At 40.0% G+C, this 25,637-nt stretch carries 24 protein-coding genes; 4 read left to right on the forward strand and 20 right to left on the reverse strand.

Annotated elements, in window-relative coordinates; all coding sequences use genetic code 11:
- The 4 genes from BM015_RS18300 to obgE form a co-directional block, all read right to left on the reverse strand.
- A complete protein-coding gene (locus tag BM015_RS18300; RefSeq protein ID WP_090662211.1) occupies window positions 1–1,026 on the reverse strand; it encodes a GHMP family kinase ATP-binding protein in 1,026 nt (341 codons plus the stop codon).
- Window positions 1,027–1,161: 135 nt separating this feature from the next.
- Window positions 1,162–2,010, reverse strand: coding sequence for a murein L,D-transpeptidase catalytic domain family protein (locus tag BM015_RS18305; RefSeq protein ID WP_090662214.1), 849 nt, complete (start codon window positions 2,008–2,010; stop codon window positions 1,162–1,164).
- Window positions 2,011–2,237: 227 nt separating this feature from the next.
- On the reverse strand, window positions 2,238–2,669 hold the full coding sequence (locus tag BM015_RS18310; RefSeq protein WP_143075920.1) for a hypothetical protein: 432 nt from the start codon (window positions 2,667–2,669) through the stop codon (window positions 2,238–2,240).
- Window positions 2,670–2,938: 269 nt separating this feature from the next.
- A complete protein-coding gene (gene obgE, locus BM015_RS18315) occupies window positions 2,939–3,940 on the reverse strand; it encodes a GTPase ObgE (protein ID WP_090662220.1) in 1,002 nt (333 codons plus the stop codon).
- A gap of 158 nt (window positions 3,941–4,098) precedes the next feature.
- Here obgE and BM015_RS18320 point away from each other — a divergent pair, with 158 nt between their 5' ends.
- On the forward strand, window positions 4,099–4,944 hold the full coding sequence (locus BM015_RS18320) for a dienelactone hydrolase family protein (RefSeq protein ID WP_090662224.1): 846 nt from the start codon (window positions 4,099–4,101) through the stop codon (window positions 4,942–4,944).
- Between the two features lie 8 nt (window positions 4,945–4,952).
- Here BM015_RS18320 and BM015_RS18325 read toward each other — a convergent pair whose 3' ends face one another.
- Window positions 4,953–5,690 (reverse strand): pyridoxine 5'-phosphate synthase, encoded by a 738-nt coding sequence (locus BM015_RS18325; RefSeq protein WP_090662227.1) that lies wholly within the window; start codon window positions 5,688–5,690, stop codon window positions 4,953–4,955.
- Between the two features lie 435 nt (window positions 5,691–6,125).
- Between BM015_RS18325 and BM015_RS18330 the strand changes: the two genes are divergently transcribed.
- Window positions 6,126–7,202, forward strand: a complete 1,077-nt coding sequence (locus BM015_RS18330; protein ID WP_090662230.1) for a hypothetical protein — start codon at window positions 6,126–6,128, stop codon at window positions 7,200–7,202.
- Between the two features lie 120 nt (window positions 7,203–7,322).
- On the opposite strand, the gene BM015_RS18335 is transcribed toward BM015_RS18330, so the two are convergent.
- Window positions 7,323–7,508, reverse strand: a complete 186-nt coding sequence (locus BM015_RS18335) for a hypothetical protein (RefSeq protein WP_090662233.1) — start codon at window positions 7,506–7,508, stop codon at window positions 7,323–7,325.
- Window positions 7,509–7,538: 30 nt separating this feature from the next.
- On the reverse strand, window positions 7,539–8,840 hold the full coding sequence (locus BM015_RS18340) for a flavin monoamine oxidase family protein (RefSeq protein ID WP_177191955.1): 1,302 nt from the start codon (window positions 8,838–8,840) through the stop codon (window positions 7,539–7,541).
- A gap of 306 nt (window positions 8,841–9,146) precedes the next feature.
- Here BM015_RS18340 and BM015_RS21625 point away from each other — a divergent pair, with 306 nt between their 5' ends.
- Window positions 9,147–9,296 carry a hypothetical protein gene (locus tag BM015_RS21625; protein WP_090662239.1) on the forward strand — a complete coding sequence of 50 codons (150 nt, stop codon included), beginning with the start codon at window positions 9,147–9,149 and terminating at the stop codon, window positions 9,294–9,296.
- Here the strand turns inward: BM015_RS21625 and BM015_RS18350 are convergent, their stop codons facing one another.
- The 10 genes from BM015_RS18350 to secDF form a co-directional block, all read right to left on the reverse strand.
- On the reverse strand, window positions 9,297–9,641 hold the full coding sequence (locus BM015_RS18350) for a hypothetical protein (protein WP_090662241.1): 345 nt from the start codon (window positions 9,639–9,641) through the stop codon (window positions 9,297–9,299).
- Between the two features lie 113 nt (window positions 9,642–9,754).
- Complete coding sequence (locus BM015_RS18355) at window positions 9,755–10,561, reverse strand: queuosine precursor transporter (protein ID WP_090662244.1); 807 nt, start codon at window positions 10,559–10,561, stop codon at window positions 9,755–9,757.
- Window positions 10,545–10,880 carry a hypothetical protein gene (locus tag BM015_RS18360; RefSeq protein WP_090662247.1) on the reverse strand — a complete coding sequence of 112 codons (336 nt, stop codon included), beginning with the start codon at window positions 10,878–10,880 and terminating at the stop codon, window positions 10,545–10,547. Before BM015_RS18360 ends, BM015_RS18355 begins: the two co-directional genes overlap by 17 nt.
- A 122-nt stretch (window positions 10,881–11,002) precedes the next feature.
- Window positions 11,003–11,815: a phosphate ABC transporter ATP-binding protein gene (locus tag BM015_RS18365; RefSeq protein WP_090662250.1), complete on the reverse strand. Its 813-nt coding sequence runs from the start codon at window positions 11,813–11,815 to the stop codon at window positions 11,003–11,005.
- Between the two features lie 24 nt (window positions 11,816–11,839).
- Entirely contained in the window at window positions 11,840–12,679 is an 840-nt protein-coding gene (gene pstA / locus BM015_RS18370) for a phosphate ABC transporter permease PstA (protein WP_218148551.1), read from the reverse strand.
- Window positions 12,676–13,563, reverse strand: a complete 888-nt coding sequence (pstC, locus tag BM015_RS18375; protein WP_218148553.1) for a phosphate ABC transporter permease subunit PstC — start codon at window positions 13,561–13,563, stop codon at window positions 12,676–12,678. Before pstC ends, pstA begins: the two co-directional genes overlap by 4 nt.
- Before the next feature lie 107 nt (window positions 13,564–13,670).
- Window positions 13,671–14,636: a PstS family phosphate ABC transporter substrate-binding protein gene (locus BM015_RS18380; protein ID WP_090662256.1), complete on the reverse strand. Its 966-nt coding sequence runs from the start codon at window positions 14,634–14,636 to the stop codon at window positions 13,671–13,673.
- Window positions 14,637–14,686: 50 nt separating this feature from the next.
- A complete protein-coding gene (locus BM015_RS18385; RefSeq protein ID WP_143075921.1) occupies window positions 14,687–16,078 on the reverse strand; it encodes an alginate export family protein in 1,392 nt (463 codons plus the stop codon).
- Window positions 16,079–16,146: 68 nt separating this feature from the next.
- Window positions 16,147–16,617, reverse strand: coding sequence for an RrF2 family transcriptional regulator (locus BM015_RS18390; protein ID WP_090662264.1), 471 nt, complete (start codon window positions 16,615–16,617; stop codon window positions 16,147–16,149).
- Window positions 16,618–16,878: 261 nt separating this feature from the next.
- The gene (secDF, locus tag BM015_RS18395) at window positions 16,879–20,025 is read right to left on the reverse strand and encodes a protein translocase subunit SecDF (protein WP_090662267.1); all 3,147 of its coding nucleotides are present in this window, start codon (window positions 20,023–20,025) and stop codon (window positions 16,879–16,881) included.
- Window positions 20,026–20,679: 654 nt separating this feature from the next.
- On the opposite strand from secDF, the gene BM015_RS18400 reads away from it, so the two are divergent.
- Entirely contained in the window at window positions 20,680–22,608 is a 1,929-nt protein-coding gene (locus BM015_RS18400; protein WP_090662270.1) for a gamma-glutamyltransferase family protein, read from the forward strand.
- 81 nt (window positions 22,609–22,689) lie between these two features.
- Here BM015_RS18400 and BM015_RS18405 read toward each other — a convergent pair whose 3' ends face one another.
- The 3 genes from BM015_RS18405 to BM015_RS18415 all read right to left on the reverse strand — a co-directional run bounded on the left by BM015_RS18405 (window position 22,690) and on the right by BM015_RS18415 (window position 25,540).
- Window positions 22,690–23,658, reverse strand: a complete 969-nt coding sequence (locus tag BM015_RS18405) for a YpdA family putative bacillithiol disulfide reductase (protein ID WP_090662273.1) — start codon at window positions 23,656–23,658, stop codon at window positions 22,690–22,692.
- A 368-nt stretch (window positions 23,659–24,026) separates the two neighbouring features.
- On the reverse strand, window positions 24,027–24,524 hold the full coding sequence (locus BM015_RS18410) for a DinB family protein (RefSeq protein WP_090662275.1): 498 nt from the start codon (window positions 24,522–24,524) through the stop codon (window positions 24,027–24,029).
- 47 nt (window positions 24,525–24,571) lie between these two features.
- On the reverse strand, window positions 24,572–25,540 hold the full coding sequence (locus tag BM015_RS18415; RefSeq protein ID WP_090662277.1) for a helix-turn-helix transcriptional regulator: 969 nt from the start codon (window positions 25,538–25,540) through the stop codon (window positions 24,572–24,574).
- Between the last annotated feature and the right edge of the window lie 97 nt (window positions 25,541–25,637).

Consider the following 25,637-nt stretch of genomic DNA (forward strand, 5'->3'; position numbering starts at 1 on the left):
TTATTGTATTGTCCAGGTTGTTAATCCAGACTTTGTAAACTGGTATGGCTTTACCTGGCCGCCAAAACTGTTTAAAGCTTCCATTACTTTATAACGTGTATTCAGCGGGCAATAAAACGTCATAAACCCGCCACCGCCCGCGCCGCTTATTTTACCACCGGTTGCCCCGGCCTTCTTTGCCGCCTCATAAATTTCTTCAATCAGGCTGTTTGAAATGTTTTGCGCCATATTTCTTTTTTGTTGAAAACCAAAGTCAAGTATTTCGCCAATTTCGTTAAGATTACCCCGCAGCAAAGCTTCTTTCATGCGCCGCGCCTGCTCTTTTAATTGGTGCATGGCATCAATTGATTTTTCGTTTTTCTGTAATACATTTTTCTGCTGTTCCTTTATAATGGTTGCCGATTCACGGCTGGTTGAAGTGAAGTATAAAACAAGGTTATTTTCCAGTTCATACAAATATTCATTCCGAATGCGCAAAGGGTTTACAATTACCTTATCATCTGCATAAAATTCCATAAAATTCACACCACCAAAAGTAGCGGCATACTGATCCTGCCTGCCGCCGGCTAACTGCAAATCCTTTCTTTCAATTTCATAAGCATAATGTGCAATATCATATTCGCCCAAAGGCAGCTTAAGCATTTCTGCAAAAGCGCCAATAATGGCCACCATTAAAGTTGATGAAGTGCCAAGCCCGCTTCCTGCAGGGGCGTCAACAAAAGTTGTAAGTGAAAAGTTTTTATGTGCAATACCGTAATCATTAAGAATGCGGTTGATGATTCCTTTATGCAAATCAAGCATGCCGCTTATTGGAAGCATGGCCAGTTTATCGTACTGCTCAATTTCTCCCCTGTCCATTGCATTTATTATAATGCCGCCGCTTTGCAGCGGCTCTATTACGGCATGCGCAAAATGAGATATTGTTGCATTTAAAATAGCGCCGCCAAATTCATCACTGTAAGGGCTTACATCTGTTCCGCCGCCAGCCAGCCCGATACGCAACGGCGCCCTGCTTCTGTATATCATTGCAAAGCTTTTAAATTGAAATAAGTATATACGCAGCAAAAGAAATACAAAAGCTGCTGAGCAACAAATCATATACAATGATTATGCTCAACAGCTTTTACAAGAACTTTTTAATGAAATACTTTAAAACAATTTTTAGTTTAAGCTGAGGGCTTCTGACTGTGCATATATTTTTGCCAGCGAATCAGGCAATTTTATAGAAGCAAGCTGCAGTGTTTGCGTTAAAGGCCAAACAAAATCTGCGTTAAGAATTTTTGATGCGGCTGCATAAACTTTATCAGGATAATAGCTATAAAAACAGCTTCCACCTTTAATAGCATTAATGATGCTTTTAACTTCTCTATCAGGTACAGCGGGGCAGCCGTAACTGCGACCCATCATTGTGCCTTTTGAAGCGCGCTGGCCATTTACATAATTGCTTCCATGCATTACAATAGCACGTGTTCTTACATTATCATTAAAACCATTTTCTAATCCGTCAAGCCTAAGGCTGTAACCGTTATCGCCGTTATATGTTTCAGCAGTGCACATAAAACCCAAAGATGTTTTATGCGAATTATTCCTGTTTGAAAAACTCGTTGCATAATCATCGCCTGAATTACGTCCATGTGAAACATAAGTATTAAAAAGCACTTTTGCTTTATCCAGGTCAAGCACATATAACCTCTTTCTGTTGCTTGGCTGGCTGTAATCGCAAATAGTTAAAAAGCCCTGCTTTTGGAGTTTGCCTGCAGAAAGCAAATACTCATATCCTTTATAAGCTTCAAAAAAAACTGAACGGGGCAGGCCCATTTTTTCTAATTGCATTTGAGCATACAATGAATCAACCCAATAATTAACAACCGCTTCCGTGCTCACAGATTTATTTGCAGTATTAACGGTATTTGAGTTTGATTTTGTGGTGGCAGTTTCTTTTCCTTTCGCAGCTATCATAGAGGTAAACACAGTAATACATACGGCACCCACTAACAACAATTTCTTCATCAGGCTATAAGATTTTTTTTAATTTTTTCTAAAAGGATTCAGGCCGGATGGCCTTTTAAAAATCGGATGATTTTTTATAAAACTGTAAAAATCCTTTTTTTATTGTGAAGTGCAAAGGTAAAATCTACAATTAAAAGATTATTGTAATTAAATGTTATAGCACACCCAATAAAAAAGCTTCCCTTAACACAAATGTAAAAGGGAAGCTTTTGAAAACAATTTTAATGTTAAAGCTTGTTTACTGCCACATCATTAATGGTGCGCACAGTTGAGCTTACTACATAAGAATCTTCAAGAACCTTGTTGTCTGAAATAATACTAATGTAATAACGGCTATTAGTCTGCTCGCCTTTAAGCAATTTAAATTGCTTATCGAAATTTACATCGCTGAATGCGCGGGAAAATAAAAGATCGCCAGCTTCATTTTTAATAGTTACTGTAAACCTGTCGCCTTTTTCATTGTTCACATTTAATTTGAACAATAATGCATCGTTGGTATTAGCGGTAAGGGCAATATTGCTTTTTTCACCGGAAACCAGTTCGATGTTTGTGTTATATATGGCGGCGTTAGTTGTAAAAGAAGTAAGTAATACTGAAGCTGATAAAAATGCTGCTGCGATTAATTTCTTACCTGAGAATTTCAAATTTGTCTTTGTCATAATTGTTGTTTTTTTAATGTCAAAAATTTTATTCATTTAAACAATCAACCGCGAGGCAATACAATCGGCGGCAAACAACTATGGCATGAATGATTCAGTTAGCTTGATTTAGCTGCAAAGTTAAGAACAATTGCGTATTAATTACACATTAATACTGTTAAAAGAAAAAAGTAACCTTACATCAGTAGTTTTTATGGGATAAAATTACAAGGTGATTGACATCCAAACATTTATCTTCAGATTGATAACTTTAAAATAACAACATCTCTTTAATCAGCCTGGCTATTTATGGTTTTCCATAGCAGGTCTTTTAATTCAACAAGACCTTTTTGGGTGAAAGAAGAAATGAATACCATCCTTGTTTCTTTGTCAAACTCATTTCTTATGGCTGTTTTTAATTCATCATCCAGCAAATCGCTTTTGCTGATGGCAATCAAAAACTCTTTCTGCATTAATTCGGGGTTATATTCTTCCAGCTCATTCAGCAGCACTTCAAACTCTTTTTTATGATCGTTACTATCGGCGGGTATCACAAACAATAAAACAGCATTACGTTCAATATGCCTTAAAAACCGGTGCCCCAAACCTTTACCCTCAGCAGCGCCCTCAATTATGCCGGGCAAATCGGCAATGCAGAAAGAACGCCCGTCCCTGTATTCAACCATACCCAATTGGGGCGTTAAAGTGGTAAATGCATAATCAGCAATTTTTGGTTTGGCAGCAGTAAGCACAGAAAGCAAGGTTGATTTTCCTGCATTGGGAAATCCCACGAGCCCCACATCTGCCAGCACTTTTAATTCGAGTGTTTTCCACGCTTCCACACCCGGTTCGCCCGGCTGCGCATATTCAGGCGCCTGGTTGGTAGCAGTGGCAAAATTGGCGTTGCCTAATCCACCCTTTCCACCACGCAGCCAGATAACTTCCTGGCCATCTTCCAAAATTTCCGCCTCCATTTTACCGCTTTCTTCATCGCGGGCAATAGTGCCAAGCGGAACTTCAATAATTATATCCTGTCCATCGGCGCCGGTGCGGTTATTCTTGTTACCGCCTTCACCGTTTTCTGCAATTACATTTTTATAATAACGAAGATGAAGCAGCGTCCACAATTGCTTATTGCCTTTTAAAATAATATGCCCTCCCCTTCCTCCATTGCCGCCATCAGGCCCGGCTTTAGGATTAAATTTTGTGCGCATAAAATGCCTGCTGCCGGCGCCTCCATTGCCGCTTCTGCAAAAAATTCTTATATAATCTATGAAATTAGTTTTCTCCATGCTGTTCAATAAACAATCGAAATTAAAAGAAACTATCTCAAAGGCTATTAAATTTTATGGCGATAACAGCGTTTCGTTTGTGTGCCTGGCTAATAATCGTTAAAACTTATTATTTAACTTGTGCTGCAACTGTTACTTCAAAAATTAAATCCATCGCTATGCAAAAGCAATTATTATTTTTTGTGCTGATGATATTTTTTATTTCGGCTAATGCACAAAAACAACCGGCAGCCTGCTGTCCGCCCGCCAACGCAACAGAACAATTTGCGCTGCTGGCAAATGATAAAAGTTTTGTAATGCAGCATGACGCGCCGTTGCCTTTTAATTATAAAACTGCTAATGGCGCTGACATAAATTTTAAAGCGGCCGATGGTACCGATGCACATGGCTGGATGGTTAAAGCATCGAAACCTACAAACTATTACATTTTCGTTTTCCAGGAATGGTGGGGACTGAATGATTATATAAAGCAGGAAACTGAAAAATTAGCCAGTGAGCTGGGCATTAATGCCATTGCTATTGATTTATATGATAAACAAATTGCCACAACACCAGATGAAGCCCGCAAACTGGTGCAGGCTGTAAAAACAGAACGCGCCATAAATATTATTAAAGGCGCTTACAATTATGTGGGCCCGAACGCAAAAGTTTTTACTATAGGATGGTGTTTTGGCGGCGGCTGGAGTTTGCAGGCGGCATTGCTTGGCGGCAGCAATGTTGAAGGCTGTATTATGTATTATGGAATGCCTGAAAAAGATGTGAACGCATTAAAGAAACTGCATTGCGATGTAATTGGCTTTTTTGCCAAAAAAGATGGCGGCATAACGCCGGCAGTGGTTGAAGAATTTAAAACCAACATGAAAGCTGCCGGCAAAAATCTTACTGCTTATGAATACGATGCAGTACATGCATTTGCCAATCCGAGCAATCCCAGTTATAATAAAAAAGCTACGGCAGATGCATATACAAAAGCCATAGCTTTTATTAAAGCGAGAATGAAATAAGTTACGTATTAAAACAAATTGCCTTCAGGCAATGCAAGCTGGCGTTTATATAACTGGATGGTATTTTCAAATCCAAAATAAATAGCATCGCAAATGAGTGCGTGGCCAATGCTCACCTCATCAATCCATGAAATATTACGGATAAGATAATTGAGATTTTTAAGATCAAGATCATGCCCTGCATTTAAGCCAATATTCATTTCACGGGCTGCTACTGCTGCTGCGAGATAAGGCGCAATGGCCTCTTCTTTATTGGTTTCATAATTATGCGCATAAGCTTCGGTATATAATTCAACACGGTCCGTGCCCGTTTCGGCAGCAGCTTCAATCATTTCAATTTTAGGGTCAACAAAAATTGAAGTGCGTATGCGTGCATTTTTAAACACAGCAATTATATCTTTCAAATATTGTTTATGCTCAATCGTATCCCAGCCATGATTACTTGTAACCTGCGACAAAGCATCAGGCACCAGCGTTACCTGCGTGGGTTTTGTTTCAAGAACCAGTTGCACAAATTTTTCTTCCTGCGGATTGCCTTCAATATTAAATTCTGTGGTAATGATTTTTTTTATCTTTCTTACGTCATCATAGCGAATATGGCGTTCATCGGGCCTTGGATGAACTGTAATACCTTCCGCGCCGAATTTTTGCGCATCAATTGCGGCCTGAACAACATCGGGATTATTGCCGCCGCGGCTATTACGTAAAGTGGCAATTTTATTGATGTTCACGCTTAATTTAGTCATGGTTACAAGAATTTAAATTAACAGATAAAAGTAATGGTTAAGATGGGACAACTAAATAACGATGGTGTAGTTCATTCAGTATCGAAGATAGTTTTTTAATTTCTTTTTAACGATAGCGAACAACCCTTCCCGTTAAAATAAAAATATCATTGCCTGTATTGCTTAACCATTTGTTTAAATACAAATAAAAATTGTGATAAATATTCACACTATAATAAAAGCCGTTTAACGATTAACCGCCCTGAAATGTTACAGCATCCTCTTTCCCGCCATTATCAAATCTGTAAAACAATGAAATTTTTTGGCTTAGGTTTGGCAGTACTAAATTGTACCGATATTTAATTCGTGAAAACAAAACTTATGAAGATGCAGGTTATATTTCCCTTACTCCTTTTATTACTGAATGTTAATTGCAGATTGGTAAACAGGTCTAATATGCCTGTTGAACAAAAGCAGGTGCAAACAAAAGATTCTGCTTCATACAATGAAAGCGTTGCTTCAAAAGATATTGCTGCAACTGCGGGCGACACTTCCTCTTCACCGGTTACCAGGTTTGGCGTAATGGTTGCCAAATCGGGGGGCAGGATTATTCCACCGGAAAGACAGGCGCAGGTTGTAAAAGCGCTTGGCGTAAATTATACGAGAGCGAAAATTGACATTAAAACATGGAATGGCAGCAGCAATGCCTGTGATGCTTACACTGCAGCGGGCTTAAAATTTTTGTTGAACGTAAATTATGCTGTTCCCCGAAATGCAGTGGGCGATCATGACCCGGTGCCCTTTCCTACTGACATGGCTGCTTACAGCAACACACTCAATTCAATTCTTGATAAATATAAACCTGAAGTGCTCGTGATTGAAAATGAAGAAGACAATCCTTTATACCATACAGGCTCTGCAGAAGATTATTTAACAGAGCTTAAAACTGCAATTGATATAGCACATAAACGCGGCATAAAAGTTACCAACGGCGGTATTACGGTGAGGGAAGTTTGCCTTATTGTTTACGATGATCTTATGCAAAAAGGCAGAGAAAAAGAAGCTATGGATTTTGTAACAAAGGCAGCGCCGCCGGCACTGGTGCAGCGGGTGCGGAATATGAATAATAAAGTGATCCGGCGGCAAATAGAATTTGGAAGAAAAATACTGGCCGCTTATAAAACGCTCGATCTTGATTATATAAATTTCCACTGGTATGAACCTGTAAAATTGAGGGGCAAGGGCGGCGATGCAGATTTTGACCCGGAGATATTTTCTTATGTAGCAAATTATATTAAAACAGCAACAGGAAAGCCGGTTATGTCAAACGAATTTGGCGTATTACAACCTTCACCGGAATTGGTAAAAAATATATTACATGCAGTGCGTAATGCAGGGCTTGCTTATGGCATTTTTTACAGTGCAGACGGCGGTGCAGAAGGTTCAGGCAAAGCTGTTGCTTTACAGGATGCCAGCGGTAATCTTAAAGAGAATGGTGTTGCTTTCAGGGATTTTATAAAGCAGGTGCGTTAAAATACTGCGGCACTATGTGGTAAAGAGTGAGTGGTAAGTGGTAAGTTGCGAGTATGCCGCCACAAGTGAAAATTCATCTCATCATTCATCACCCCGGTCAAACCGCTATCCTGGGCTATATTATTTTTCAGAAAGCCTGTCAAAATTATCTTCATCTACGGTTTCAGTTTCATCAAATGCGCTTGCAGAACCATCAGAATCTATTTCATCTGATTGATATTTTTCATGCCTGAACAATTCGTCTTCATAATTTATTTGTGAAGGCTTTTCTTTTTTTGGATCGTTATCCGTTTTCGATTTATCCATATAATTTAATTTGAAATTTTCATGCCGCTTTTATAACGTTTTTAAAACGGCTTCAGCCGTTTTTCTTCCACTGCTTAATGCTGCTTCAACCGTGCCGCCCGGCGAGCCTTCAAACAAAGCTTCACCGGAAAAAAAGATGGTATCATTAACCGGTTGCCGCAAAACATTTTTAGCAGTTGCACTTTCTACTGTGCTGAATGAATAGCCGCCGTAAATATCCGGCTCTTTGCACCAATTGGCTATCTTATATGCCTTTAAGTTTTTATGAATTTTTTCTGTAGGTATACCAAAACTATTTGCCAGGGATTGAATGGCTTTGTAAAGAATAACTTCATCTGTTTCACCCTGCAAAGATTTTGCATGCTCATTACCAATCCAGCCGGTTAAAATATTGTTCTCAACCGGCGATTGTGTCCACCAGGTTGGAACAACTTCATGCTGCATAAAAATCATACCGGCATCTTTAGTGTTTGCTTTCCAGAAATTTTCATGAAACTCCAGTATAACCTTTATTACCGCTCCAAAACCTATATTTTTTGCAGCTTTTATATGTTGAGGAATGGCAGGTGAAAACTCTATATAATCCGAACTGCCCGCATCGGCCTGCAAAACACTTACGGGCACAGCTATCACAATTTTATTTGCCTTAAAAAGATGGCTGCACATGCTAAGCACATTCACCTCATTTTTATGCCAGCTTATTTTTTTGGCACAGCAGGAAAAATGAATAGAGCAACCATTATCCCTGCACTTTGTTTCCAGGAAATCTATCAGCCTTTTATATCCGCCATCAACCCGGTATTGTGTTCCCATTTCTTCACTCCATTCACGATATAAAGCTTTTGTGCTAGCTGTTGAAATATCTGCCAGGTCAAAACCACCCGCAAAATTTTTTACGAATGACCTTAATTCTGCATACTTATCTTCTCCAAAATATGTATCAATAAACACAGCCAACGGCATATCCTGTTGCAGTGAAACCATTTCTTTCATTAATAAATTCCAATGCCCTTCGAAATTATTTTCGTAGTTAAACACGCCATTTTCAATCCGGCCCATCGTGTCATTAATGGCATGATAAGAAATGCCGGCTTCGTTTAGTAAAGACAGGGTAACGGGCGCATGACCATGAATAAATTCAGCCCCTGTTTCAACAGGTTGAGAAAAAGAATCGTCATATAAAGTATGGATGCGGCCACCCAGTCGCTGTTTTGATTCCAGGATGGTTACTGCTATTTTATGTTTCGACAACTCAAAAGCAGTCATTAAGCCGGCTGCGCCGCCGCCGACAATTACAACGGATTGCGCATGATTATTTTTAGCAGATGGCATGGCTATTGTAAACTTTTTATAAATAATGTAAGTTCTGGATAAACATATGTGAGGCGTTATGCTATGAAATTGAAAACTGGTTACAAAATACAGACATCTTCGAACGTCATTTCGACGACAGGAGAATTGCGAAGCAATCATCGAGACCTAAAAGATAAATATGAAAGAGATAAATCTCTTAACTTTCAACCAGTCTGAATTTCAGGAGATGTCTCGTTTCCCCGACATGACGATACAAATCCCTGCTCAATTCGCAACATCTTCATCATTGAAATGCTTATCCGGAACTCACGTTAAATACTAATTATGATACGGAAATTAAAGTCTGGCGAATACAGGCTGTATTCAAAAAAGAAAGACCCAAAAACCAGCAAACGCAGGAACCTGGGCACTTTCAATACACTTGAAGCAGCAAAGAAACATGAACAGGAAATTCAGTATTTCAAGAAACACTGATTAAAGCTCAAACAGCAATTGCTCGTCATTATCCTTTACAGGTATTTGCCGTATAAAATTGTCATAACCCGCTTCATCATCATGATTGCTGTAAACGCCATAAGCATCAATGCTGTAACCTATTAACCCGTCATTCGCTTTAATCAGATACAATACAGATGTATCGGAAGGATCTGACTCACCTTCAAAGCGATAGGTTTTAACAATAGTTAAATCCTCAGGTTTATAAACTTTATCATTAAAAACAAAACCTTCGCTGGCCCACCTGAATTCATTATCGTAACCTTTTACGGTTAGTTTATTCAGTATCTGGCTTAGTGTGTTCATTTCATCTAATGTAGGCATAAATATTTTTTATACATCTGGTTTCAATTCTTGTACCAATCATTACGTGAAATGATATTGCAATTGTTTTTTAATGCAGATGTGCCGCATTTTAGAAATGCATGGGCCTTATATCAGCCTGCTGTGGGTATATTTTCAAAACCATCTGTTGGCTCGCCCATTGCTGCTTTTTTCATTTGCATGGCTGTTTCATGGCCGAGATATTTTTCAATTCTTTTTTCAACCCATATAAGCGCCGGCGTAAGAATAATGGCCATAAGAAATTTGTAGATATAATTTAAAGTGCCTACAGCAAAGATCATCGGCCACGTCCATGTTCCGCCTAATTTAAATGCAATGGTTAATACGATAAAACTGTCAACGATTTGCGAAACCACGGTGGAGCCTGTGGCCCGCAGCCATACTTTCTTTTCACCCGTTATGCGTTTTATACGATGGAAAACCGTTACATCAACCAACTGGCTTACGAGGAATGCTGTGAGGCTGCCGAGTATAATCCAGAGCCCCTGCCCGAAAATACCGTTGAAGGCAGTTTGCATGTTCGCAATGTCTTTGGTTTGATTGGACGTTATCCAGAAATCTGCAGGCGGAATATGAATGCTTGCATAAAACATAATAAACGCATAGCTTATTAATATTATGGCTGTATAACTAATGCGCTTCACTGCTTTTGGCCCGAAGTATTCATTCACAAGGTCTGTCATTACAAATTCCAGCGGCCACAATAAAACGCCGCAGGTAAGGTTGAATGATAAACCGTTTTGCCCGAACAATGTAATATTGGATGGTGCAAAGCCAAATAATTTTTCAAGTGAAAATATTTTGGTGCCAATGCATTCAGCAATTAATGCATTGGCTACAAAGAAAGCCGTGAAGCCTATAAACAGCTTTGCAGGTTTGTTGTTAAGTATGTGGTGCATCTTTCAAAATAAAGAAAAAATAAATCTGCAGCAGAAAGCAAATAATATTTACGTACAGCAACCAAAGCGGAATAAATTTATTTTTTACGCGTGAAGGCAATATGAGCACCAGCATAAAGTTTATAAAATTTATTACAGGCGCCAGCCATCCCAAGACAATAGCAAATTCAATTAACGGCTGCGGAATATATTTTGGCAAAGTTGTATAACGCATAATCATACAGATAATAAAAAAGATATTGCATATAAATGCCATCCTGAATAGAATGCGCAGCTTGCTTGCTTTTTTAATTGCCTGCTCCTGTTCCGGTTGCTCCATTATGCTAAAGTAAGATGAATTGTGTGACGCAAATTGTTTTCCTTTGAAAGCCTTAAATAAAAAGCCACTCTTAGACAAGAGCAGCTTTTTCGTTTTATTCAAACGTTTACCACCAACAAAGCTTAGTGGCCCACACGCAGGTATTCCTTCAATATTTCAGATTGAGGATTCTCAAAAACCTGCTGCGCCGGGCCGCTTTCAATTATTTCACCGTAATACATGAATATTACATTATCGGCAAGGCGTTTTGCCTGCCTTAAAATATGTGTAACCAATATAATGGTGTAACCAGATTTCAGTTTTATAAACTCTTCTTCAATAACCCTTGAAGAAATAGGATCGAGCGCTGAAGAAGGTTCATCTGCCAAAATAATTTCGGGTTCTACTGCAAGGCCTCTTGCCAAACATAAACGCTGCTGCTGTCCGATAGATAAGCGTTGTGCAGATGTTTTAAGACGGTCTTTCACTTCATCCCATAAAGCCACTTCTTTTAAATGTTTTTCCACCTTGGCACTTATGATTTTCTTATTACGGATACCTTTCAGCTTAAGCCCGTAAGCAATGTTATCATAAATGCTCATAGGCAATGGATAGGGACGTTGTAATAACAAACCCATTTTTTGGCGGATGGCAGTTATATCTTTATGCGCATCAAAAATATTGTCGCCGTCAATCCTGATGCTGCCACTTACTTTCAGATCAGGATAAAGGTCAGTTAACCGGTTAAGGCATTTCAATAAAGTTGTTTTACCGCAGCCTGATGGGCCCAGCAAAACAGTTATTTTATTTTTAGGAATAATAGTAGAAACATTTTTAAGAATATGGTGCCCTTTACTATATACATTCACTTTATCTATCTCCACTACCGGTATGTTATTATGCACAACTGTAGTGGTTAAATTGCTTTTGAGTAATGTTTCAATTTGTGTTGACATGCGATTGTTTTTGTTGATGATAAATTATTTTTTCATTTTAATCAGCCTCGCAGAAACACTTAGTACAAGCACAATCACGGTTAATATAACTGCGGCTGCATAAGCACGGTTCTGTACTTCTTCAATGGGTGAACTCAACTGGAAAAAGATGGCCAGCGGCAATGTTGCCGTGGGCTCGCTAAAACCATGTGGTATATGGTCTGTGTAACCAGCGGTGAATAAAACAGAAGCAGCGTCGCCAATGCCGCGGCCAAATGCAAGAAGGATAGCTGTTGCAAAGCCCGGCAATGCTTCCCTGAAAAAAACTTTATATGCTGTTTCTGTTTTTGTTGAGCCAAGCGCATAAGAAGCTTCCTGCAAGCCAATAGGAATTGTTTTTAGTACCTCGTCCATGGCGCGGATCATAATAGGCGTTATCATGGCTGCAACAGTTATAATGCCTGCGCCCAAAGAATTTTTATACCCTAAATACATTAACAACGTAAATCCAAAGGCGCCATAAACAATGGAAGGAACGCCCCAAAGCACATCAAGAAAAAAACGGATACCGATAAGCAAACGCTGGTACCTTATCAAATAAATATTCATGAATAAGGCAACAGGAAGGCTTATAACGAATGCAAGTATGGTGGAGCAAACGGCAAGATAAAATGAGCCTGCAATAGCATTTAAAATGCCGCCATCTTTACCAAAATAAAAACCTCCTTTTGGCTCCTGGGTTATCATTTGCCATGAAAGGGAAGGAAAGCCTTTTTTCACTACCGTCCAGATTATTTGCACGAGCACAAATACAATTATTGCCGTAAACAAAAATGATAGTGCACGAAAAAAACGCTCTTCATATTTTCTTCTGAATGTCATCATAGCGCTTCGGATTTATAAATAATATAACGGAAAATAACATTGATGATAACAATGATCACAAACAACAGCAACGCACCAAACATCAATGCAGAATCATAAGAAGGAATACTCATCATCTCACCATAATTATTGGCAATTAAACCAGGCAATGTGTAGCCGGAATCGAACATGGATTTTGGTATTTGAACAACATTGCCTACCACCATAAGCACGGCAATGGTTTCGCCCAGCGCTTTTGAAAACCCTAAGCCAAATGCGGAAATAATACCAGTTGAACCTTTTCGTAAAAAACTATGTTTAATAGTTTCCCATTTTGTTGCGCCAAGCGCCAAAGAAGCTTCACCAAGCTCTACAGGCATTTGCCTGAACACTTCCAGCAACATATTCAGTATGTATGGAATGCTCATTACAGCAAGCACAATGGCGCCTGCCAGCAAACTATAACCAAGCGATTCTTTACCAAAGAACGGCGCTATTTTATCTCCAACCAATGGAACAACTATCAGTAATCCCCAAACACCGTACACAACAGAAGGTATGCCTGCAAGAATATCAATAACGGGCCGCATGAATTTTAAAAACCATTTAGGCGCATACTGTGTAAGATAAATTGCAGATAAAAGGCAAAGCGGTATGGATATGATTAATGATAATACAGTAACCCAAACCGATGATACAATGAAAGACCAAAACCCAAACCTGTTATCAGAAGGAAACCAGTCTTTTGAGAATACAAGTTCGCTTAACCTGTGTTCACTTAACAAGGGTGTTGATTTAAACACAAGTCCTGTGCCTATGGCCAGCGGCAGCAAAAGGCAAAATGTAAGACAGGTAACCATCCATTTGGATGAAATATTATCGGTTAATTTCCTGGATAATAACATTGGCGGTAGTATTTAAAAACTAAGCGATTGACCGGGCCGGGCTTTCATGCCATAGCGCAGTCATGAAAGCTTTAATGCCCGGTATTAATAATTACAACACAAACTGTTTAAAGCTTTTGAACCTGTTCAGTTAAGGTGGTTTCAGACAGGGGCACATAACCAGCAACATGCACAAACTTTTGCCCGTCGGTTAATACCCATTTAAAGAAATCCAGCAATTCTTTTTTCTGTGTTTTGCCTTTTGTAAGAAAGTACAGGTTTCTGGCGGGCGGTGAAGGGAATTTGCCATCATTTACAGCCTGCAGAAATGTGCTAAGGTTCCCATAAAAATTTTCATCCGCATCAATTTTGCCATTGCCGTTCACATCAATGGGCACTACATCAATACCGGGAAGTTTATTCCCTGTCTTCTGATCGAATACAAAGAGCGTGTTATTATATCCAATTCCTTTTAAATCTTTTCTTACAGCATCAGCCACACCCGGATCTGCATTTACGCCGATGCCTTTTAAATTCTCCTGTTTTTTTCCGAAAAAAGCAGCCCATGAATCTGCGGCGCCCGCAGCATCGGCCCTTGTATAAACATTTATATTGTCAGCGCCGGCGCCTTTACCCAGTAACTGCTGCCATGTTTTAATGCTGTTATCAACAAATATGGCTTTGAACTCTTCTTTCTTTACACCGCGTGCCTGCACTTCGTTATAAAGAGGGTTTTTTACGTTCATTGTTGGAAGCACAGCATCTTTACAAACTGATAAAGACCAAACACCTTTTTCATTTTCCGCATCAGTAAGCTCTCTTGAAAACATACCTACATCCACCGCACCGGCAAGACAGTCTGTAAGGCCTTTACCAGCACCACCGGCCTGTACATCAAACCTTATTTCGGGATGTATTTTATTGTACTCGGTAACCCAGGTTTGCACAAGCGGATATAAAGCGAATGCACCGGAAAAAGAAATAGAAACAGTATTGCCTGAGCCTGAAGTATTTTTTTCCTCCTTTGAACCACCGGTGCAACCAGCAATGAATAAAGAAGATAAAAGAACTAATATGAAGGTTTTCTTAAGCATAGTTTATTTATTAAGTCTATATATTTAATAGGAATTATGAATAAAATTTTTTAGAAAGTAATTTTTCCAAGCGTTGGTGTTAGCTTTAAGCTTACATAAGCGAAATAGGGAAACGCATTTGTATCGCCGCCTTTTTTTATCACTGTCATTGAGTTTGTTACAGCAGCCCAGCAAAAACCGGTTTCAAGGTCTGTAAACTTATTTGGCCTGTAATTAAACCGCAGATCGTTTTCAAAACCCAGGTATTTATTTACAAGATCGCCCTTATAAACAAACCGAGATTGAGAATAGAATAAATGATTCTCTACACGAATGCTGATCTTATTTTTATTATACATAAAAAACAAATACGGATCCATTAAGCCTGCGCCATTAACATCGCCAGGAAAGGAAGTGAAGTAATCAAGATTGCCCATAAACCTGTGCGCCACACCATATAAAGGCACAAAATTTTTATCCTTTGAAGGATGGGCTGAGCTATCAGCGCCACTCAGGTATTCCATACCAAGACGAACAGTTACAGGGCCATTTGAATATTTTACTTCAGGCTGAACATAATAGGCGCCCAATTTTTTTCCCGAGGAATCTTTGCCATATTGATAATAAGCGGCTACCGTGGCATACCAGTTACCCGTTGAATATTCAAGCCTGCCGCCGCTGGTAAATCTTTCATTGGTTGTTCTGTATTTCCCCGGCACAGAACTTTGAAATCCGTCTGCCGTATTAATTGTTGTAAGTGTAAACTTATCCGTTACTTTCCAGTTGAGGTAATGTACAATCAGTGATTTGTAATTGGGAACAGCCGGTGAATATTTTGTAGTGAAAACATTTTCACCGCTTTGGTTATAGGCAGCCAATAACTCCGTTGTGAAATTGGTTTTATTATTATAGATAAAACGAATGGCGTCGTGGGAATTACCGGCCAACCGCCAGTCGTTCTCTGCAAATAAACGCTGGTTGTCATACATTACTCTTTGCCGCCCTATACGAACGGAAAATTTATCCGTAAATTTTGGCTCAGCATACGCTTCAAATAAATAAACAGGATAGGTTGTTGATGTTGCTGCTGAACCAGTACCGGATTGCCCTGCCCTCGGGTCTTGCTGGCCCCACACACGGGCATCTTGCAAGGAAAGAAAAACATCAAGTTTTTTACTCTTGAAATCAATATTAAAACGTGTGCGCTGGCTTATATTGAAGGCAGCACCCGTATCAACAGTTGGCAAAGATTTATATCCATGCCGCATTTCCGAACGTGTTCGCATATCCAATGCAAAAGTTAATGTACTTGGTATTGCCTTTGCTTTCACAGTGGTATCTGCCGCTTTTTTTATTGCCGTATCAATAGGTGATGAGCGCTCTATTATTTGCGCATGCAGCGCATTAATACCCGGCATTAAGATTAATAAATATAACAGGCTTCCAGGATTAAATCTAATCATATAAACAGGTTATTTGGCAACAAATATATAATTCCTATCGAATTAGTAGGATTTTTGAGCAAAAAAATTTATTTTTTCTTTGGAGGCTTTTTCCTGCGGCTGATTTCTTTCTTCAGGCCTTCACTGCGACTAACGATTTCAGCAAGGGTTGCACCTTTAAGCATTTTAACTGTTTGCGCCCGTACATCAGAAAACACAGACCGTATGCCGCAGGTTTCTTCATCAATGCATTCTTCGCAACGTTCATAATATTTATAAGCAACACAGGGCAACAAAGCAATAGGCCCATCAAATAAACGCATTACATCGGCGATATTTATTTCTTCAGGCGTTTTTTGCAAATAATAACCGCCGGTTTTTCCTTTGCGGCTGTTTAGCATGCCGGCATGCCGCAGTTCAAGCAATATAGCTTCCAGGAATTTTCTTGGAATATTTTCGCTTTCTGCAATCCTGCTTATTTGTACAGGCTCACCATCTTTGCTTTGCCTGGCAAGATAAACAAGCGCATTAATAGCATATTTCGTTTTCTTAGATAACATGTGGTGGCATATCGAATTGCGCAATTATACTCAAAAAAAAACAAATTACATTTTGAAACAATTTATATTATAACTGCTTTAGGAATTTAATAAAGGTAAACCGCTGCCCTTCAAATAAACAATAAAAACTGGCTGCGCAGATTTTTTAAAAGTGATTGCGGGCAGCTATTACTTGTATGCTGCGAAAAAATAATATCGTACTGCATAAACACAAATAAAAAAGCAGCCTTAACAGGCTGCTCTTTTATTTATAAATTAAGCTTATAATCTTTTTGCTTCTGCCCTTTTTATTTCCTCGTTTTTCACTTCGGTAACAGCACCCAAAGGCTTGTTTTTGCCAAAGTCGATGAGAATAGGCGCCGCAACAAATATGGAAGAATATGTACCCGTAACCACACCAATCAGCATAGCAAAAGCAAACCCTCTTGTAACCTCACCACCAAATATGAACAGGATTAAAATAGTGAGGAATACGGTAAGCGAAGTCATGATCGTTCTGCTTAATGTTTGATTGATGGCACGATTAATAATCGTTTCCCTGCTTTCTCCTTTCATCAGCCTTGAGTCTTCACGAATACGGTCATATACAATAACCGTATCGTTCATGGAGAAACCAATCACCGTTAATATTGCCGCAATAAAATGCTGATCAATTTCAAGCGGGAATGGCATTATATCTCCCAGGAAGCTGAAAACAGCAAGTGTAACAAATACGTCGTGCAGTAATGATACAATTGTACCGAGAGAAAATCTCCAGTCGCGGAAGCGCATGAATATGTAAAGACAAATGATAATGATTGAAATAATCGTTGCCTTTTGTGCACCTGATTTCAGGTCGTCTGAAATAGAAGGAAGCACTTTCTGCGAAGCCAGTTTATAGGTTGACTGGAAAGTACTGTATGATGTGCCTTCGGGAAGGAATTTCTGCAACCCTGCAAATAATGTTCTTTCTACGGTAGAGTCAACATTTTGCCCGGTTTGATTAATGAGATAAGCCGTTGTAATATTTAATTGTTCAGGCGTACCCACTGTTTTTATAACCGGGTAATCATCAAATACAGTTTTAAGCGCATCTGCAACTTCTGTTGTATTGTAGGCTTTATCAAATTTAATGGTATAGCTGCGGCCACCTTTAAATTCTACGCCTTCCTCAAAACCATGAAATAATGAAGCAACACCCAGTATAAGTACGATCACAGAAATGCCGTAAGCCACTTTCCTGTACTTAGTGAATTTAAATTCTGTGTGCTTGAATACCCTGTTGGAGATACCGGTGAAGTATTTAAAGTGCCTTTGCTTATTGGTATAGAAATCTGTTATCAGGCGGGAAATTAAAATACCGCAGAATAAAGACAGTAAAATACCCAAAATCTGTGTAGTGGCGAAACCCAATATCGGGCCTAATCCAAATATGAACAGGATGATGGCGGTAAGCAAAGTGGTTACGTGTGCATCAATTACCGGTGCATAAGAACGCCTGTAACCATCATGCACAGCCAGTATATAGCTCTTGCCCTTGGTGAGCTCTTCTTTTATTCTTTCAAAAATGATTACGTTGGTATCTACAGCCAAACCTACTGTTAATACCAATGCCGCTATGCCCGGCGCTGTTAGTGTAAATCCAAGCGCACTCAAAATGCCTATCGTAAACAGCAGGTTTAATATCAAAGCAATATTTGCTACCCAGCCACCCGTATTATAATAAATAAGCATCAGGGCAAAAATCACAAGGAAAGATATAGCAAACGACATTAAGCCACCGTTTACTGCATCCTGGCCAAGTGTGGGGCCAATTTGCTGCTCTGCAACAATTTTTGCAGGAGCCGGTAACTTACCGGATTTTAAAATGTCTGCAAGGTCCTGCGCTTCATTCACACTGAAATTACCCGAAATTTCAGAAGAGCCGTTTGGAATGGGGCCATTTACAAACGGGGCGCTGTAAACAATATTATCTAATACAATAGCAATAGGTTTTGAAACGCCGCCATTTTTTTGCGGAGAATTTCTTTCCGTCATCCTTGCCCAAATGCGTGTACCGGTTGCATCCATAGTCATTTTAATAGCAGGCCTGCCACGTTCATCGTAATCAGCCCTTGCATCACTCACATGCTCCCCTTCCAGTTCTGCGGTGCCATTATCCAAAGTTTTAATGGCATACAATACCACAAAGTTTTTGGCAGTGGCATCCGTGCCTCCATTTTCAGGTTTGCCATAAACAAATTTTAAATTGGAAGGGAACTTGTTTTTTACAAAGTTTAAAGCAAGATAATCGTTCAGGGTAGCTGTATCGGCAATGGCAACATAACCAACGTTGGCCGGGTATTGCACTTTACCGGTTGCCTGGTCCTGCTGTGGCTGCGCAAACTGCACCATCGTACGTAAAGGCATTTCTTTACGCATAATAGCCAGCGAATCAACATTACCGGCAGCTGCACCCGTTTCAGGTTTTGCTGTTTGGGCATTATTAAAACCAGCAATAGCATTTGTGTCATGGCTGGTTACAGCAGCCGTGTTTTTATTGGTTGTATCAGCAATTGCTTTAGCTGTATCTGCGGCCTTATTTGAACTATCCGCAGGGTTTATTCCTTTAAGATAATCAGCCAGCGATTTTTCTGCAGAAAGAATGCCTTCACCAACATCATTAATATTATATACTTCAAAAAACTGGAGGTTGGCAGTTGACTGAAGATAATGCCTTACCCTTTCAGGGTCGTTAATACCCGCCAGCTCGATATTGATAATACCTTTTTGAGGATCGGGATTAATATTAGGCGAAGCCACGCCAAACCTGTCAATACGTTGGGTTAAAATATTAGTGGTATTGGTAAATGCGCTTTTAGCCTGGTCCCTCAGGTACGAGATAACCGCATCGTTTGAAGCATCATAATTTATTTTACCGTTGCTGCGTGTAACGAAATAAGGAGCAAGCTTAGCGCCGGCACTTACATTTTTAAATTCATTTGAGAAAAGTGTAATAAGGTCTGCACCCGAGGTTGCTTTTTTAGCCACGGCCGCATCCAGTGCCTTATTAAATGTTTGGTCTTTAGTGTAGTTTGCCAGCGATTTTATTAAACCATCAAGGCCTACTTCCATTGTAACACTCATACCGCCCTGCAAATCAAGGCCAAGCATCAATTCTTTTTCCTTAGCCGCCTGGTAAGTGGTAAAACCAAAAGGGCCTATTTTGGTATCTTTAGTACTGTCCAGCACATGCTGAAGCCTTTGTTTTTGCAGCAGGTCTATGCTGTCTTTATCAGTAGTTTGGGGATACATAGCCTTCACCCACAATCCAGCCTTATCACGCATTGAAGATTCGTAGCTGCGAACAATCCAGGTAAAAGACAATTGGTACAAGCAAATTAGTATAAGAGCAAGCGCAAAAAAACGCACCAATCCTTTCAGTTGCATAATTAAAACGTATTTACAATTTTTTTGAGAGCGGCAAAGATAGTGGTTTGAAGTATATGGAGGAGACAATTTGGCTTATTGCAAAAAGCTGTGCTGGCGATTAGCTTCATTTAATTGAATATCAATGTATTACAAAGAATTATCTGATAGATTTTTAATAGCTGCAATACAGTATTTAATTAAATTTTAAGGATGGGATGGCAGGGAGGTTTTGATTTAAAGGTAAACAATTTTCACCGGGCTTATAAAGCCCCGCCTTTTTACGGGGCTTTTTTAGTTAGCAAAGGCCAAAGAACAGGTATTGGACCGGGGCTTTTATCATAGTTTTTATGGCACTTCGTTCCGGTACTCTATTCTCTTGTAATTTTAAAACATTTCTTCCGTTTGATAAAAAAAATATTACACCTTTTCGTTTCTAATTGAAACTGAAGCGCTAACATTTTTCCACTGTATTGAATTATAAAATTTTGCATTAAATCCCGTAACACATTGAGCATACTTATTAAAAACAGTACTAAATTCTATTTCGACTTCGCTCAATAGCAAAGTCTTCGGCTCCGCTCAGACTTTTTTTAAACCTCCCCAACTCACTACTCTCTTCAATTTTATAATTGTTTATGAATTGATTTTTATCTTTAAGCAAATCAACATTATATGAAGCCATACATTACCCTGCTTATTATGCTTTTCCTGCCAGCCATTATTTTCAGCCAGTACACACAGAAACCCCCGCTGCATGGAAAAAACTGGATGGCAATAACGGGGAAGCCATTGGCGGCAGAAGCCGGCGCAATGATTTTTCAGCAGGGCGGCAATGCGGTGGATGCTGCCTGCGCCATGATAGCTGCCACCTGCACCATGTGGGATGTGCTGAGCTGGGGAGGAGAGACACAGGCGCTCATCTATAATCCCAACACAAAAAAAGTAATTGCTATAAATGCATTGGGTGTTGCACCAACAGGTGCTACCGTTGATTTCTTTAAGAGTAAAGGCATGGCTTTTCCGCCCGAATACGGGCCACTGGCTGCGGTTACGCCCGGCACGCCCGGCGGCATTTGTTATATGCTGGCGGAATATGGAACGATGAGCTTAAAACAGGTGTTGGCGCCTGCCATGCAACTGGCAGCAGGCTATCCCATAGAAGCACAAACTGCCAATAGCATGGAACGGGGCAAAAAAATGATAAAACAATGGCCGTATAGTAAAGCCGTTTTTTTACCGCATGAAGGACAGCAGCGGGAAGCGCCTGAGCCTGGTGAAATTTTTGTGCAGAAAGATTTATTGGAAACATTAACCAAAATGGTGGAGGAAGAACAGCAGGCATTAGAAAATAAAAAGAACCGGAAAGATGCTATTTATGCCGCATACGACCGTTTTTATAAAGGTGATATTGCGAAAGAATTTGTGCGTGGCGCACAGGAACAGGGCGGATTGATTACAATGCAGGATTTAGCCAAATGGAAACCCGTTGAGGAAGAACCGTTGCACGTAAATTATAAAGGCATTGAAGTATATAAACTGCAGCAGTGGACACAAGGCCCTTCCATGCTGCAGGCTTTGAATATACTGGAGAATTTGGACCTGAAGAGTATGGGCTATAATTCCGCCCGGTATATGAATACTTTATACCAGGTAATGAGCCTGGCTTTCGCTGACCGGGATTTTTATTATGGCGATCCATATTTCCTACCTGAAGAACCGATGAAAGGTTTATTAGATAAAACGTATGCCAGGCAAAGAGCGGCGTTAATTAACTCAGATAAAAGCAATCCGGATATTGGCCCCGGCGACCCCTACCCTTTTGAAGGCAAAACTAATCCTTACACAAATATTTTAAAACAAAGGGGCTTTACAATTGATTCAACCAATAAAACTATTCCCGGCGCTATTCCAAAACATGATGCGACACAAATAAACGCCATGCAGCAAAAAGATGTTGTTCGCAATACCGGCACGCCTGATTCTGCTTACATGGACCGTTTATGGCGCGGCACTACTTCGGTGGAAGCAGCAGATAAAGATGGATGGGTTGTTTCTGTTACGCCAAGCGGCGGATGGCTTCCGGCATGTATAGCCGGGCATACGGGCGTGGGCATGAGCCAGCGCCTGCAAAGTTTTGTGTTAGACACTGCGCTCGATCCGTTTAATGTGATTGAGCCTGGCAAAAGGCCACGTGTTACACTCACACCCACACTGGCTATGAAAGATGGCAAACCTTTTATGGCTTTTGCAGTGCAGGGTGGCGATACGCAGGAACAAAATTTATTGCAGTGTTTCTTAAATGTGGTAGAATTTGGTATGACGATACAGGAAGCCGTTGAAGCTTCGAACATCAACAGCGACCAGTTGTGGCTTTCTTTAGGCGGTGAACAAATTAAAGACAGGCAGCCACATCCCGGCAGCATACTTGTGAATTCTGATACACCCGATTATGTGCGAAGCGCTTTGCGTAAAATGGGTTATAGATTAACTATCGGTGAGCGCACAAGCGGGCCGATCAATGCTATTTATTTTGACTGGAAGCATGGCAGCTTCTGGGGAGGTTCTTCCAACAATGGGGAAGATTATGGAATTGGCTGGTGAACTTAGTGATACTTTGGGCCTTCGCGCCTTAGTGGTTTGGTTTTTTTGAACCACTAAGGCACGAAGATGTTTAGCCGCAGTTTATATTTTTTTCTTTATATCGCTAATTATCATTTCTGCATGCACCCTTGAATTTTCTATAAAGAGTTTATGCGTATCAAAGCCGCCGCAAACAACACCGGCAAGGTAAATGCCCCGCTGGTTGGTTTCCATAGTTTCGCCATCATATAAAGGGCATTGCTTTTCGTCGCCCGACAAAGTAATGTGCAAGCTTTTAAGCAAATTAAAATCCGGGTGATAACCGGTTAATGCCAGCACAAAATCGTTCTCAAGGGTAACCATGCCATCAGGCGTTTGTATATCTACCGTGCGTTCGTGAACAGCTGTAATGTTTGAATTAAAACAGGCTTTAATACTGCCTTCTTTAATGCGGTTTTCAATATCGGGCTTTACCCAATATTTTACACTTTTTCCAATAGTATCTTTTCTTATTACCATTGTTACCTCAGCGCCTTTGCGCCAGGTTTCCAATGCCGCATCTACAGAAGAATTGCTGGCGCCTACAACAATCACTTTTTGAAATGCATAATAGTGCGGATCATCATAATAGTGTTTAACTTTTGGCAAATCTTCACCCGGCACATGCAGCAACTGCGGGATGTCGTAAAATCCCGTTGCCACAATTATATTAGTACTTATATAATTTTGTTTGGTGGTTCGTATTTCATAAGTCTTGTCATCAATGCGCTGAACCGATTCCACTTTTTCAAAAAGATGTATGTTAAGTTGCTTATCTTTTGCCACGCGCCTGTAATATTCCAGCGCTTCTGCACGCTTTGGCTTTGGGTTTAAACTCATAAACGGCACATTGCCAATTTCCAGCCTTTCAGAGGTGGAGAAAAAAGTCATGTTTACAGGATAATTGTATAAGCTGTTTACCAAACATCCTTTTTCAACAATAATATAATTAAGATTTGCTTTTTGCGCTGCTATACCACATGCCAAACCTATTGGGCCGCCGCCTATAATAAAAACATCGTACCTGCTCATAAATGCAAAACTAAAGGAGAAATGTTTAGTAACAGTTACAACAACTGGAGCAGCCTGCGTGGCAATTAAAAAAGCCCGCTATTGCTTTGCACAGCAGCTTTATCAGTTTAAAGAAAATGGTGAATAAATAATGGGGCATCATATAACAAATGCTTTATTGATTGGAAAATGCCGGTTTATTATTGGCAACCGGAACAATTATTTACCTGTGTAATAAAACAACAGGAATAAATAGAAGGCCATTGCTGCCATGAAAAAATTCAGTACAAGGGAGTGACACAACCGTGCTGCCACAACGATATTGGCTTGTTACGAAAAAAATCCCCACAGGCAATTTTTATAAATAAGATTGCCTGCGGGAAACTTTATTACATAAAATTATTCTCGTCGGCGCTCGGGCCGTAGCTGCCGGGTATTGGAATATTCAATAACCTTAAATAAACGCCCAATTGTGCGCGGTGATGTATTTGCTGGCTTAATGCCATTCTTATTACATCAATCTTTGGATCTGTACTGAATATTTTCGCGCCGCTTCTTAGCGTCCACGGCTTATCCAGCAGTGCTTCAGCTCCGGGTGTTAATGCAGCAAGGCCATCATTATAACTTTTTTCAAAAGCTGCCAGCAATTCTTTTGTATTGCTAACCCTGGGATTCTCATAAGGCTTTTCAAAATCGAGCTCATCAGTTTTAATCACCATCGAAATCCAGGCCGGCAAATCGGCTAAATGTTCTGTGAGCTGCTTCATGCTCATGCTTTTTTCATGCGGCTTGTAATCCCATTTATTTTCAGGAACGCGTGAAAGCATTTTGCGGGTAGTGGCGCCTTCTTCAATAAACTGTTGCTTAAAAAATTCGATGAATGTCATAGTTATTTTGTTTTAATACACAAAATAACTGCGGAGTTGTGACAGCCCTATGTCAGCAGCATTTGGCTTTGTTCAATTTTTTTCAAAATATTTTCGCCGATATTTAAAACCACATCATTTAGCTCTACTGGTTCTATAATTTTTGCATGGTCGCCAAACATCATAAACCATCTTGCAAAACCCATGAGTGAGCTGCTTAAAAAAGTCATGCGCACTATATCTTCTTCAAATTCTTCTTTCACAAAACCATGATAATATTTTTCCTGGCCAAAGTATTTAAAGATGCTGCTTTCCGCTTCTATCACCACTTTCGTGAGCTCGCACTCATGCGACATCCGCCGCATAAATTCCTGCAATGAAGGATGCGTTTGCCCAAACGTTTCTTCTGTGAAAATAAGTTTCTCTATGCGGTCTGTGCGAAAGTTGCGATAGTCATTCCGCAGCCTGCAAAAAGCCACGAGGTGCCAGTTATTGCCAAGGTTGTAAATACCCACCGGCTCTACTTTTCTGCGTGTTAATTTATTGCCTTCAATAGCGCTGTAAGTTATCTCCAGAACGGCTTTGGCCGCCACAGCTTTTAATATAGACTGAAGATGTAATTCTTCAGGCTTTTCGCGCTTAAAGGCCGGGTGTTCCAATACTGCAACGTGATCATCAATTTCTTCAATATGATCTTTTTCTGCAAACCTTAATACTGCCTTTATTTTATCCAACGCTGCATTATAATGGCGTGCTGAATTTTTATCTGTTTTTGATTGCATGAGCTTGGCGGCAGTAAGCAGCGCCGATGTTTCATCCTGCGTAAACATTACCGGCGGCAGTTTATATCCTTCCATTAAACTATAACCTGTGCCCGCTTCCCCAATAATGGGCACGCCGGATTCCTGCAAAGCATGTATATCGCGGTAAACCGTGCGCAGGCTTATGCTGAATTTATCGGCAATATGCTGCGCCTTTACCAATCGTTTTGATTGTAATTGTATAAGTATGGCTGATAAACGGTCAATGCGGTTCATACAATTATATTGGGGATGAAATTACAATTGTATTGTAAATAGAAGAAATTTAAGCCGAAACCTGCACCTGCTATAATAATTGCAACATAGAAGGTTG

It is taken from the genome of Parafilimonas terrae, from assembly GCF_900115755.1.
Classification (GTDB): domain Bacteria; phylum Bacteroidota; class Bacteroidia; order Chitinophagales; family Chitinophagaceae; genus Parafilimonas; species Parafilimonas terrae.